The following is a 13332-nucleotide window of genomic DNA, read 5'->3' as shown; positions in this document are numbered from 1 at the left end:
GCAACATTCGAAGTGAAGCGGACCTATGATTGCTGCAGATCATCTCAAGCGCATCGCGGCCTGGGCGCGGGACCTGAACGAGAAGGAGATCGAGGTCGCGCGCGCGGGCATCGTCGAGAAGTCGTTCAAGGCGAATGAATTCGTCTGTATGCGTGGCGACCAGTTCGAATACTGGACCGGCGTTGTCAGCGGCCTGGCGAAGATCGGCACCATCTCGCGCAGCGGCAAGGAAGTCAGCATCACCGGCCTGACGGCGGGCGCGTGGTTCGGCGAGGGCAGCGTGCTGAAGAACGAACCGCGACGTTACGACATTGTCCCGCTACGCGACTCCAAGCTCGCATTCATGGAGCGCCCGGCATTCATGTGGCTGTTCGAGAACAGTGTCGGCTTCAACCGCTTCCTGGTCTCGCTGTTGAACGAACGACTCGGTCAGTTCATCGCACTGACTGAATATGGCCGCAGGCTCGATGCCACCGGGCGTCTCGCGCGCTGCATTGCCTCGCTGTTCAACCCGATCCTCTATCGCGACGCGGCCCGCCATCTGGACATCACCCAGGAAGAGCTCGGTGCCATCACCGGCATATCACGGCAGAAGGCGAACCAGTGCCTACAGACACTGGAAAAGGAGGGTCTGCTGCGGCTGGAATATGGCGGCGTGACAGTGGTCGATCTCGAAAAGCTGGGCAGTTACGGCGATTAGGGATTCCCTCGCCCCGCTTGCGGGGTGGCGTGGACGAAGTCCGCGACGGGTGAGGGGGAGCCAGCGAGTGAAACACTGGCTCCCCCTCACCCGAAGCCTCGCTGACGCTCGGCCCCGACCTCTCCCCGCAAGCGGGGAGAGGTAAGGAAGAGCGCTCAGACTTCCAGCCATTCCCTGCGCACGGCGTCATTGGCCTTGAGTTCGGCGGGCGTGCCTTCGAACACGATGCGGCCGTGCCCCATCACATAGACCCGATGCGAGATGCGCAGCGCGATGGAGAGCTTCTGCTCGACCAGCAGGATCGCCACGCCACGGCGCGCGATCTCGGCGATGAGATCGCCGACCTGCTGGACGATGATCGGTGCGAGGCCTTCGGTGGGCTCGTCGATCATCACCAGTTCAGGATCGCCCATCAGCGTCCGGCAGATCGTCAGCATCTGCTTCTCGCCGCCGGACAGCACGCCCGCCGCGGTATCGGCGCGCGCGGCGAGGTTCGGAAACATGCCGAGCATGTCGTCGAGCTTCCACTTGCCGGGATGACGCGGATCCTTGATCCCCAGCATCAGGTTCTGCCGTACCGTGAGGCCCGGAAAGATGTCGCGATGCTCCGGCACGTAGCCGAGGCCGAGATGCGCGATCCTGAAGCTCGGCAGGCCGGCGATATTGGCGCCCTTGAAGGTGATCGTGCCGTGCGGCGGCACTTCACCCATGATGGCCTTCACGGTGGTCGAACGCCCGACGCCGTTGCGGCCGAGCAGCGAGACCACTTCGCCGGCATCGATATGCAGATCGACGCCCTGCAGAATGTGGCTCTTGCCGTAATAGGCGTGCAGGTCCTGAACTTGGAGCATCACGCCACTTCCTCGCCGAGATAGGCTTCCTTGACCTTGGGGTTGCCGCGGATTTCCTCCGGCGTGCCCGAGGCGATGATCTGGCCATAGACCAGAACCGAGATGCGGTCGGCGAGGCCGAACACCACGCTCATGTCGTGCTCGACGATCAGCAGCGTGCGGCCCTCGGTCAGCCGCCGGATCAGCGCCACGGCACGCTCGGTCTCGGCGTGACTCATGCCGGCCGTGGGCTCGTCCAGCAGGATGACATCGGCGCCGCCGGCGATGGTAATGCCGATTTCCAGCGCTCGCTGCTCGGCGTAGGTGAGCAGACCCGCGGGCACGTCGCGGCGCGATACGAGGTTGATATCCTGCAGGATCTGCGCGGTGCGGTCGCGTACCTCGGGCAGGTTGTCGACATTCTTCCAGAACGCGTAACGATGGCCGGTGGCCCACAGCACAGCGCAGCGCAGGTTTTCCCACACGCTCATCTTGGCAAAGACGTTGGTGACCTGGAAGCTGCGCGACAGTCCGCGGCGGTTGATCCGGAACGGTGGCAGGCCGGAGATCACCTGATCGCGCAGCAGGATGCTGCCGACTGATGGCTTCATATAGCCTGATATCAGATTGAACAGCGTCGACTTGCCGGCGCCGTTGGGGCCGATCAGCGCGTGGCGTTCGCCTTGGGCGACCGTCAGGTTGACGTTGCGGATCACGGAGGTGATGCCGAAGGTCTTCTCGACGCCGCGCAATTCAATAGCGGTGCTCATGCGGCCACTCCCTTCTCGCGCGCGGCGGTGAGGGCGTCGTCCCAGCTGCCGGCGATGCGCGCCCAGGTCTTGCGCGCGACGATAAAGCCGCCGATCAGCAGCACGGCGGCAACGGCCCAGATTGCCGGGTTCGCCGCGTCGAACGGAATGCCGAACGCCTTGATGTGGGAATCCTCGCCGGGATTGACGGTAAAGTGGACGGTGGTCTCGATCGCCAGCATCAGGCCGGTGATCATCGCCAGCGTCGGTACGAAGGCGACGAGATAGCTCGGCAGCACACGGCTGAGCGTGCCGCCTTTCAGCAGCGGCCGGTGCATCATCAGCAGTCCGGTGATGCCGCCGGGCGCGAACATCACCACGGCGATGAAGATCAGGCCGAAATAGAGCTGCCAGACCTGTGTGAGATCGGAGAGGCCGAGCGACAGCAGCGTGACGAAGATCGCGCCGACGATCGGGCCGATGAAGAAGCCGACGCCGCCGATATAGGTGGCGAACAGCACGGTGCCCGATTGTACGGCGCCGAGATAGGCCGAATTGGCGATCTCGAAATTGATCGCGGCTAGCGCGCCCGCTATGCCGGCAAACAGGCCGGAGAAGCAGAAGGCGATATAACGGATGATGTGCGGATCGTAGCCGACGAACTGCACACGTTCGGGATTGTCGCGCACGGCGTTGCACATGCGCCCGAGCGGCGTGCGGGTGAGGGCATACATCGCGATGACGGCAATCAGCGTCCAGGCTGCGACCAGATAATAGATCTGGATCTGCGGGCCGAAGCTCCAGTCGAACAGACGCAGCACCTTGGTGCGATTGGCGGAGACGCCGGCTTCGCCGCCGAAGAAGGTGCGCAGGATTAACGCTGACGACGCCACCAGTTCTGCGACGCCAAGCGAGATCATCGCAAAGGCCGTACCGGAGCGCCGCGTCGACACCCAGCCGAGCAGCATGGCGAAGACGAGGCCAGCCGCGCCGCCGACCAGCGGCACCAGCGGCAGCGGGATCGCAAACTTGTTCCTGGCGATGATGTTGATGGCGTGGATCGCCAAAAAGCCGCCGAGGCCGTAATAGACCGCGTGGCCGAACGACAGCATGCCGGTCTGGCCGAGCAGGATATTGTAGGACAGCGAGAAGATGATCGAAATGCCGATCAGGCTGAAGGTGGTCAGCGATCCGCCCGACGAGAACAGTTTCGGCAGCACCAGCAGCGCCAGCGCGGCGGCGATCCAGATGCCGTAGAATTTCAGCCGGTCGGATGCGGCGGGACGGGGCGGCGCGATGGTTGCCGGAATCTTGGCGGTGGCGTCGCTCATGTGTCGCGTGTTCCCAGCAGGCCCATCGGGCGGAAGATCAGGATCAGCACCAGCAGCAGATAGGGCATGATCGGTGCGATCTGGGCGACGGTGACGTTCCAGATGTCGGACAGCCAGGTGGCGGCATAGTCGGGGCTGAGCGGGCCGAAGGCGCCGGCCAGCGAGCCGTTCATCGATACGGCGAAGGTCTGCACGAGGCCGATCAGCAATGAGGCAATGAAGGCACCAGGCAGCGAGCCGAGGCCGCCGACGACCACGACGACGAACAGGATCGGGCCCAGCAAACCGGCCATGTTGGATTGCGTGACCAGTGCCGGGCCTGCGATCACGCCGGCGACGGCGGCGAGCGCAGTGCCGACGCCGAACACCAGCATGAAGATGCGTCCGACATTGTGTCCGAGATGGCCGACCATATGCGGATGGGTCAGCGCCGCCTGTACGATCAGGCCGATGCGCGTGCGCTTCAGAACCACCAGCAATCCGATGAAGATCACGATGGAGACGACCAGCATGAAGATCTTGAAGGCCGGGTAGTTGGTGGAGAACAGCGTGAAGGCCGGGAAGTCGAGCAGCGGCGGTACGCGGAAATCGACCGGGCTCTTGCCCCAGATGATCTGCACGATCTCCTCGATGGCGAAAGCAAGCCCGAAGGTGAACAGCAGCTCGGCGACGTGGCCGTTCTTGTGGACGTGACGCAGGCCGTAGCGTTCGACGGCGGCGCCGAGCGCGCCGGCGAGCAGCGGCGCAAGGATCAGCGCGGGCCAGAAGCCGAACCAGCGGCTGATCTGGAAGCCGAAGAATGCGCCGAGCATGTAGAAACTGGCATGGGCGAAGTTCAGCACGCCGAGCATGCTGAAGATCACCGTCAGGCCAGAGGCCATCAGGAACAGCAGCATGCCGTAGAGGACGCCGTTGAGCGTGGAAATGACGATCAGTTCAAGCACGAAGTATCTGCCTCTCGGTGAGGAGTGTGCCGGAGTGCGGCGGCGTCTTAACCTCTCCCCGCTTGCGGGGAGAGGTCGGATTGCGCAGCAATCCGGGTGAGGGGGAGGCAGTGAGTGAAACTGAGAGTCCCCCTCATCCGTCCCGAACTTGCTCTGCAAGTTCGGTCCACCTTCTCCCCGCAGGCGGGGAGAAGGCAGGGCTTACGGCCGTTCCATCTTGCACGTGGTGGGCAGCACCGTCTGCGGCGTGTCGATCTTGGCGGCCAGCTTCCAGCCCCAGCCGGTCTTTTCCTCGTCGAACGGCTCCTTGTCGGTGCGCTCGCCGAACGAGGCGATATACATCGGCTGGAAGAATTGATGGTCGTCTTTGCGCATATTGCCCTTGCCACCGTCGAACACCTCGAACTCCATGCCTTCGAGGGCTGCGGCCACCTTCACCGGATCGAGCGACTTCGCTTTCTCGGCGGCCGCGGCGAACATGCGCATCTCGTTCACAGCGCGCGGATAGAACAGGCTGAAGTCATACTTGGCGCGCAGTGCCTTTTCGAACACGTCGGCCGAGGCGTGGCCGAGATTCGGGATGCCTTCGGCGATCTGGAACACTTGGTGGTTCAGGCCGGCCTGCTTGATCGCGGTTGGGCCGCCGGTGCCGCCGGCATAATAGGTGAACCAGCTCACCTTCAGGCCCGCGTCAGCCGCTGCCTTCAGCAAGAGGGCAAAATCCTGACCCCAGTTGCCGGTGATGACGCTGTCGGCGCCGGAGGCCTTGATCTTCGCAATATAGGGCGCGAAGTCGGTGATCTTCAGCAGCGGATGCAGTTCGTCGCCGACGATTTTGACGTCCGGTCGTTTGGCGCCGAGCATGGCACGCGCCTGGCTGCGCACCGACTGACCGAACGAGTAGTCCTGATTGATCAGGTAGACGTTCTTCACCGCAGGCACGGTCTTGATGTAGTTGGTAAGCGCTTCCATCTTGATGTCTGAATTGGCGTCCCAGCGGAAATGCCAGAAGCTGCATTTCTCGTTGGTCAAGACCGGATCGACGGCGGCATAGTTGAAGTACAGGACTTCCTTGCCGGGGTTGCGGTCGTTGAACTTGGTGACGAAATCCGACAGCGCACCGGCGACCGACGAGCCGTTGCCCTGGGTGATGTAGCGAATGCCGCCATCGATCGCCTTCTGCGCCTGGATCAGGCTCTCTTGCGGATTGGTCTTGTTGTCGAGTGGGACGATCTCGACCTTCTTGCCGAGAATGCCGCCCTTGGCGTTCAGCTCATCGGCGAGAAACTGGAAGGTCTTGAGGCCGACTTCGCCGACGCTGGCGCCGCCGCCGGAGAGTGGATCGATATAACCGATCTTCACGGTCTCCTGCGCCATCGCCGTGCCGCCGAGCATCGGCAGCGCAATGGACGCAATGAGGGCTAGTTTGCGCATGGTGTTTCTCCCTGGAAGCATTTGTGCTGGCCGTTGTCGCGACGCCGAATCTTTTGATCCATCCGTCGCTGGCCTTATGCCGGGAGTGTGAGCCAAGGCGGTAGAAGCTGCAAGCCTCACTTGCTGCCTCACTTGGTCGTAGGCGCAACCTTCGCTTTCTTGGATATTGCAGCGTCGCCAATGATTTCCGCGGCGCGCAATTCGTCGATTTCCGCTGCACTCAGGCCCAGAATATCGCGCAGGACTTCCTCATTGTGCTGGCCGAGCGTCGGCGCCAGCCGGGTGATCGGGTAGGGCAGTTTTGCACTGCCTTCGCGATAGGCAACGGAGGGCAGCAGATGCGGGCCCATAAATACCTTGGTCACCGGCTGCCAATGTCCGACTGCGAGCAGGTGCGGATCCCCGGCCAGATCCAGCGGCAGTCGCGCGGTACCCGCGGGCACGCCGGCGTCCTGCAGCGTCACCATGGCCAGATCCGGTCGCACGGTCGTCGTCCAGTGCCGGACCGCGACCTCGATACGGTCCTCCTCGGCGCGGCGGCCCTCGGCTGTGGCAAGTGCGGCGTCATCGGCCAGGTCGTTGCGATGCATGACCTTACACAGCGCTTGCCATTCCTCGTCGCTGCGCACGGCAATGGTGATCCACTGATCTTCGCCGAGACACGGGAAGCAACCATTCGGCACGAAGCGCGGATGCCGGTTGCCAATGCGCGGGCCGGATTTTCCCGTGGCGGATTGCTCGATGACCGAGGGTGCGACAAGAGGCAGCAGGGCTTCCGTCGCACTGAGGTCGATGTGCTGGCCAAGGCCGGTATTCTTCTGATGCATGAAGCCGAGCATCAATGCCGCCGCGGCACTGACGCCGCCGAAGGGATCGCCGAGCGCGGCATGCAGCATCGTCGGCGGATCGCCTTCGCGGCCGGTGACAGACGGCAGGCCTGACGCCTGTTCCAGCGTCGAGCCATAGGCGCGCACGCCGCTCCATGGACCGGTCATGCCGAAGGCGGGCATCGTCACCACGACGAGACGCGGATTGATCTTGTGCATGGCTGCAGCATCAAGGCCCATGCGCGGCAGCACGTCGGCGGCATAGTTGTCGATCACCGCATCGGCGCCTGCGAGCAGTTGTTTCAGCAACTCCTTACCGCGCGGATTGGTGAGATCCAGCGTGATGCCGCGCTTGTTGCGGTTCATCTGCTGAAACCAGTAGATCTTCTCGTAGGTGCGCTCGGGAAAATACGGGCCGCGTGGATCGGTGCCACGAAACCAGTCGGGATACTGGCAGGACTCGACCTTGATGACGTCGGCGCCGAGATCGCCCATCTGCCGCGTGGCCGATGGACCGGCCCAGCCCATGGTGAGATCGATAATGCGCAGCCCCTTCAGCGGCTGCGGATCATCCGGCGTTGCTTGCCGCGTCGCTACGCGCTGATGCGCAAGCAGGGCGTCGATGGTGTCATCGCCGGCAAATGGCGCGCGGCCATTCGGTTTGGGCCGCGAACCCGTAAGTGTTTGCGGCAGCACCGGCGCATCGAATGATGCCGTTCCAATCTCGACTTTCGCGAAGGCGCCGCGATCGCGGTAGTATTGCTGCTTCAGCAGCGTCTCCATATCGGGCACGACCGCGAGCGGAAGACGCAGCTCGATTCCCATCTCGAACCATTCGTTTGCGCTCTTGTGCATCAGGATGGGCTGGAAGATATCGAACAGCGCCTTCGAATTGTTGGTGCGCGCGAGGCCGTCGTTGAACTGCGGCTCGGTTTCCAGTTCGGGAAGGCCGAGCATCACGCAGAACGCAGCCCATTGCGCCGGTGTCACGACAGTGATGCCGAGCCAGCCGTCCTTGGTTGGGAAATTGCCGACGGGATAGCCGCGGCCGAACCGGTTGATGGCCATGCGTGGCCGCGTGAAGCCGACTTCCAGCGCGAGTCCTGTGTCGAATTCGCTGATCTGCAGCATCGCCTCATGCGCGCTGACGGCAAAGCGCCGCGCGCCGTTGGCGCGACCATACATGCCGGCCAGTGTCGGAATGAACGCGGTGAGTCCGGCCATGACGGCGATCTGTCCGTCGCGCGGCAGCACCGGCGGGCCTTCCTGCGCCCCGACCAGCTTCACGCTGCCGGACAGGCTGCGACAAACGGAGTCCGTCGTCTGATAATTGCTGTAGAGGCCGTGTTCGCCGAACCACGAGATCGCGGTGATCGCGAGACCGGGTTGCTCGTTGCGCAAGTCATCATGCGTCAAGAGTGAGTTCGGAATCTCCGAAGGCGCGCGCGCGTCGATCAGCAGGTCGCATGTCGCAAGCAATGCGCGGACCCGCGCGACATCATCGGCCTTATCGAGATCGGCGATGACACTGCGTTTGTTGGTATTCAGCCAGGCGAAATATCCGCTCTCGCGGCGGCCATCGCCGGCATCGACGAGCGGCGGATAGTGCCGCGCAGGATCGCCGTCCGGCGGTTCGATCTTGATGACCTCGGCACCGAAATCGGAAAACAGTTTGCCGCAGTAATCCAGCGTATCGCCGGATCCGATTTCCGCGACACGCAAATCCGATAGTGGCAAGGTTGGCATTTCCGCCCGATCATTTTTTTATGTGTCGGGGCATCATGTCGAGATGTGTGCGGGCGTCAAGTCATTCGGCGCGCGCTGCAGCCTTGTCGAGCGCAATCGACATCGCCGAGATCAGTGGCTTCATGAAGAACGCATCATTGGCCGGAGTGATGTCGGCTTCGAGGCCGTACGATTTCAATTCATCAGACACGACGGGACCAACCGATGCGATCGGTGTCTTTGCAAGTGCACTGCGCAATTGATCCTCGCGGCCGTGCGCCTTCGCAGCATCGACGAGACGACGCACCTGACCCGAACTCGTCAGCGCGATGGCATCGACGCGGCCGGCTTCCATTTCGTCGATGGCCGAGAGGATGTTTGTTTCAGCGGCCTTGGAGTCGTAGATATAAGGCAGCACGGTATCGACCTCTGCGCCGCAGGAGGTGATCGCTGATATCAGAACGCTGTGGTCCTTCTCGGGATAGAGCTGCAGGCCGAGGCGATGGCCTTTGAGATCGAGCCGCGACAGCATTTCGGCGACGCCTTCGGAGGTCGGCTTCTCGGTGGTGATGTCAGCCTCGAGGCCGATCTCGCGCAAGGCGCGCCCGGGCTTCGGTCCGCGGGCGAATTTGCGGGATTTGCCGACTGCGGCGATGAACTCTTTTTCGATGCCGCGTTGACGCACGATTTTCATCATCCGGCGAAGCCCTTCGCCGGTCATTAAAACGAGGTCGTCGAAGGGGTTAGCAATGAATCGGCCGATCCAGGCCTCGACCGGGGCGGAATCCGGCGCGTCCTCGATGGTGAACATCGGACATTGCAGCACATTGGCGCCCTGTTCGGTCAGCAGGCGGGAGAATTGCGCTTCCTCGCGGGTCTCCAGGATCAGGATGCGATAACCGTTGAGCTTGTCAGCCATATCCGTTCTCTGCCTGTTTTCGTTCGTTAATTCGCTGGCAATGACGTCCATATTGCAGCGTGCAATTGGATTGGCGCAAGCTTGCTTCGGATGATAGAGCAGGGCCTCGATTTCCGGTCCCCTTGAAGCAGATCAGCCCGTCCCATGTCCCATCAATTCGTCCTGACCCTGTCCTGTCCAGATCGCCCCGGCATCGTGTCCGCTGTATCGACCTTCCTGGCCCATAATGGCCAGAATATTCTCGATGCCCAGCAGTTCAACGATGTCGAAACCGGGCACTTCTTCATGCGCGTGGTGTTCAACGCCGCCGACGTGAATGTCGGTCTGGCGGCGCTGCAGACCGGCTTCGGGGCCATCGCCGAGCGCTTCAAGATGGACTGGCAGATGCGCGACCGGGCGACCCGTCGCCGCGTCATGCTGCTGGTGTCGAAGTCCGATCACTGCCTCGTCGATATCCTGTATCGCTGGCGCACCGGCGATCTCGACATGATCCCGACCGCGATCGTCTCGAACCATCCGCGCGAGGCCTTCAAGGATCTCGATTTCGGCGACATCCCGTTCCACCACATGCCGATCACCAAGGAGACCAAGCGCGAGCAGGAGCAGGCGATCTGGGATCTGGTCGGCACAACCGAGACCGAGCTCGTGGTGCTGGCGCGTTACATGCAGATCCTGTCCGACGAGATGTCGGCGAAACTCTCCGGCAAGTGCATCAACATCCATCACTCGTTCCTGCCGGGCTTCAAGGGCGCACGGCCCTATCACCAGGCGCACGCGCGCGGCGTCAAGCTGATCGGCGCCACCGCGCATTACGTGACCAGCGATCTCGACGAAGGTCCGATCATCGACCAGGACGTCGAGCGCATCAGCCATCGCGACACGCCGGAAGAACTCGTGGCCAAGGGCCGCGACATCGAACGCCGCGTGCTGGCGCGCGCCATGCGCTATCACCTCGAAGATCGCGTGATCCTCAACGGCATGAAGACCGTCGTCTTTATGAACTGAGCGAGGCGCCGCGCGAAATTCGCGATCAGCGCACGGCCTCTGCAGACGGCGATGTGGCGGGGCCAGGCCCCGTCATGGCGCCGGATTGGTGCTGCTCGTGCCGCTTCGCGTAGGCTTCGTATTCGGGAGAGCCCGGACGCGGCGGCGCGTCGGCGGGCAGGCCGCCAGCCCATGCCGGGATCAGGTCGGCCATGCCGCCGGCCATGAATGAACTGATTGAGCCACAACCGCCAAGACTGCAGGACAACAGTATAAGACAGACAAAAACGGGGACGCGGCGGGCTACTGGCATGGCGGCAACATCATTTAGGCGGTCTGCGGAATATAGCAGATCTGCGACGGGTTTTGCCGAGAATTGAAGGCAAATCAATGGTCAAATATTACCGAGGACGAGGGAAAGTCATTTACATGACTTTCGGATGCAGGGGAGGTGCAGGATGACTGAAATAAAGGCCTTTTCTGCTTTCCGCTCTCTCGGCATCCTTCACGTTTAGGACCCTCTGTGTGGGAAAGACATGGTTATCGCTCATCATTCGAAGCCGTTCGGAGCGGCTAAAGCTCCTCAAATCGACACGCCAGCGAAGCAAACTGCAGCCGCGGAAGACCCCCCATTTGGATTGGGGTCAACTGAGCCGTCGCCACAGATTTTGCGGCGAAGAAGCGCGGATGTTGTACCGGAGTGAGGCCGTTTGATGTTCATATCAGCGCCATTGTGTGATCAGACGCAGCGCTGCCGTCTTTCCGCCGAAATTTGTTTCCGTGACGCATTGGTGCGCCGCAGAATAGCCATGACCGTTAGTCGAAATAGGCCACGAAACACGGTCCGGGCGCCTATGAAATTCCACGCAATGCTGCGGCGGAATAATCCGGATGAAGGTCTAGCTGAAAATTTACGCAGCATCGGGCCGGGGGCATTTCAAACGTGGCGTCTGTACTTCAGTTGATTTCATCCCTGACCGTGGGTGGGGCCGAACGGCTGCTGATCAACTTTGCGGCCAGTTGCGGACCGGGTGCGGGCGTGCCGCAGGTGTTTGTCGTCATCAACGATCGGCTCAATCTCGATCTCGCCGCCGAACTCTCAGCCACCGGTCACCCGATCTATTTTCTGAAACGCGCGCCGGGCAATCGCAATCCGCGCATCATTTTGACGCTGCTCAATATCATTCGCCGCCATGACATTCGCGTCATTCACGCCCATGACAGTGGGGCGAAACATTTCGCGATGCTGAGCAAGCTATATCGGCCCATGAGCGTCGGCTACACGATCCACAATACCGGTCTCGTCAACGCGTGGGACCGCGTAAAGCTTCGGCTGCATCAGCGGTTCGTCGATTGGAACATCGCGATCTCTGCCGCGGTCGAACGCGAATGTCAGGCCGTGCGTCTGCAGCGGTTGTTCAAGGTACATAACGGCATTCCGCTGGGCGCCTTCTGCGCCGTGGCCCGCGAACGCCGTTTCGGCTCACCGCTGCGGCTGATCAACGTGGCCCGCATCTATCCGAAACAGAAGGGCCAGGACATCCTGATCAAGGCGGTCAGTCTCTGCGTCGCTCGTGGGCTCGACATTCGCTGCGATTTCGTCGGCAGCCCACCGGAGGGCGACGAGTCGACCCTCCTGAGTTTGAAGGCGCAGGCGATCGCCGAGAATGTCGCCGATCGTGTTCGCTTCCTGTGCGGGCGCACCGATGTGCGCCGTCCGCTGGACGAGGCCGATATCTTCGTGTTGCCATCGCGTTTCGAAGGTTTCGGACTGGTGCTGCTCGAAGCCATGGCGGTCGGCCTGCCTGTCATCGCCGCGGATGTTGATGGCCCGGCCGAACTGCTGGTCGACGGCTCGAACGGTATCAAATTCAAGGTCGGATCCGCCGAGGATCTCGCCGACAAGATCGCGGCGCTTACGGCGCAGCCCGAGCTTGCCGCGAAGATCGCAAGGAAGGCGAAGGATTTCGTCACCGAATTCGATATCGCCAATATGCGCGACCAGTATTTCGGCATCTACGGGCAGATGATGAAGGTGAGCTAGGACCGATCGACACTCACTCGCTCCAGATCATTGCGGCGGCGAGGTGGATGAAGCCAGCGAAGTGCGAGGTTCGTCCGTCATAGCGTGTGGCGAAGCGCCGGAAGTGTTTGAAACGGCAGAAGCAACGCTCGATCCGATTGCGCTGCTTGTAGGCGTTGATGTCGTGCGGGATGATGACCTTGCGGGTTCGGTTTGATGGTATGATCGCTGTTGCGCCCATATTGACGATGATCGCGCGCAGAGCGTTGCTGTCATAGGCCTTGTCGGCAAGCACGGCTTCGCCGGTCTGGCCGTGGAGCAAGGCAGGTGCCTGGGTGACGTCGCCAGCCTGTCCAGCTGTGATGATGAAGCAGAGCGGGCGACCGAGTGCATCGGCCAGCATATGGATCTCCGTGGTCAGCCCACCTCGGGAACGCCCCATCGCCTGATCTTTGCCCCCCTTTTCCGCTTGCGGCCTGCTGGTGAGCGCGAACGATGGTGCTGTTGATCATCAGATACTGATTATCCCGCTCTGCCGTCAGGGCCGTGAACACGCGTTCCCAGCCCCCCATGGCACCAGCGGCTGAACCGCCGGTGCACCGTTTCCACTTGCCGTACCGTTCCGGCAGGTCGCACCAATGAGCACCCGAGCGCAGAACCCACAAACAGCCGTTCACAAACAGGCGGTTATCGGACGCTGTGCGACCTGCATCGCTAGCCTTGCCCGGCAGCAGCGGAGAAATCTTCACCCACTGTGCCTCATTCAATTCGTAGCTTCATCGCCAACACATGTTCCGTGCAAATCACGGAACCCTATGAATCAGCGATTTAACCTCTCGGGAATCCTGAATGTCGATCGGCCCTAG

10 protein-coding genes and 1 pseudogene are annotated in these 13332 nt (G+C 61.9%); 3 read left to right on the top strand and 8 right to left on the bottom strand.

Translation table 11 applies throughout. The features are described 5' to 3' along the window. The first annotated feature begins 25 nt into the window (after nucleotides 1-25). On the top strand, nucleotides 26-700 hold the full coding sequence (locus tag CHC01_RS30655) for a Crp/Fnr family transcriptional regulator (RefSeq protein ID WP_089268121.1): 675 nt from the start codon (nucleotides 26-28) through the stop codon (nucleotides 698-700). A gap of 155 nt (nucleotides 701-855) precedes the next feature. Here the strand turns inward: CHC01_RS30655 and CHC01_RS30650 are convergent, their stop codons facing one another. The 7 genes from CHC01_RS30650 to CHC01_RS30620 form a co-directional block, all read right to left on the bottom strand. Further along, nucleotides 856-1551 (bottom strand): ABC transporter ATP-binding protein, encoded by a 696-nt coding sequence (locus CHC01_RS30650; RefSeq protein WP_089268120.1) that lies wholly within the window; start codon nucleotides 1549-1551, stop codon nucleotides 856-858. Then, nucleotides 1551-2300, bottom strand: a complete 750-nt coding sequence (locus tag CHC01_RS30645; RefSeq protein ID WP_089268119.1) for an ABC transporter ATP-binding protein — start codon at nucleotides 2298-2300, stop codon at nucleotides 1551-1553. The genes CHC01_RS30650 and CHC01_RS30645 overlap by 1 nt, the downstream gene beginning before the upstream one ends. Further along, nucleotides 2297-3610, bottom strand: coding sequence for a branched-chain amino acid ABC transporter permease (locus tag CHC01_RS30640; protein WP_089268118.1), 1314 nt, complete (start codon nucleotides 3608-3610; stop codon nucleotides 2297-2299). Before CHC01_RS30640 ends, CHC01_RS30645 begins: the two co-directional genes overlap by 4 nt. Continuing rightward, nucleotides 3607-4554 carry a branched-chain amino acid ABC transporter permease gene (locus tag CHC01_RS30635; protein WP_068738207.1) on the bottom strand — a complete coding sequence of 316 codons (948 nt, stop codon included), beginning with the start codon at nucleotides 4552-4554 and terminating at the stop codon, nucleotides 3607-3609. Before CHC01_RS30635 ends, CHC01_RS30640 begins: the two co-directional genes overlap by 4 nt. 201 nt (nucleotides 4555-4755) lie before the next feature. Continuing rightward, nucleotides 4756-5988, bottom strand: coding sequence for a branched-chain amino acid ABC transporter substrate-binding protein (locus CHC01_RS30630; protein WP_089268117.1), 1233 nt, complete (start codon nucleotides 5986-5988; stop codon nucleotides 4756-4758). 128 nt (nucleotides 5989-6116) lie between these two features. Continuing rightward, entirely contained in the window at nucleotides 6117-8561 is a 2445-nt protein-coding gene (locus tag CHC01_RS30625) for a CaiB/BaiF CoA-transferase family protein (protein WP_089268116.1), read from the bottom strand. Between the two features lie 61 nt (nucleotides 8562-8622). Beyond that, entirely contained in the window at nucleotides 8623-9459 is an 837-nt protein-coding gene (locus CHC01_RS30620; protein ID WP_089268115.1) for a uroporphyrinogen-III synthase, read from the bottom strand. A gap of 144 nt (nucleotides 9460-9603) precedes the next feature. Here CHC01_RS30620 and purU point away from each other — a divergent pair, with 144 nt between their 5' ends. Together purU and CHC01_RS30605 are read left to right on the top strand one after the other, a co-directional pair. Beyond that, nucleotides 9604-10464 carry a formyltetrahydrofolate deformylase gene (gene purU / locus CHC01_RS30615; protein ID WP_089268114.1) on the top strand — a complete coding sequence of 287 codons (861 nt, stop codon included), beginning with the start codon at nucleotides 9604-9606 and terminating at the stop codon, nucleotides 10462-10464. Nucleotides 10465-11386: 922 nt separating this feature from the next. Then, nucleotides 11387-12487, top strand: a complete 1101-nt coding sequence (locus CHC01_RS30605; RefSeq protein ID WP_089268112.1) for a glycosyltransferase — start codon at nucleotides 11387-11389, stop codon at nucleotides 12485-12487. Nucleotides 12488-12500: 13 nt separating this feature from the next. On the opposite strand, the pseudogene CHC01_RS30600 reads toward CHC01_RS30605, so the two are convergent. Next, nucleotides 12501-13233: pseudogene (locus CHC01_RS30600) on the bottom strand (IS5 family transposase). Nucleotides 13234-13332: the final 99 nt, after the last annotated feature.

This window comes from Tardiphaga sp. OK246 (genome assembly GCF_900188215.1).
GTDB classification, from domain to species: Bacteria; Pseudomonadota; Alphaproteobacteria; order Rhizobiales; family Xanthobacteraceae; genus Tardiphaga; species Tardiphaga robiniae.
This window is presented reverse-complemented; position numbering and strand designations above follow the sequence as displayed.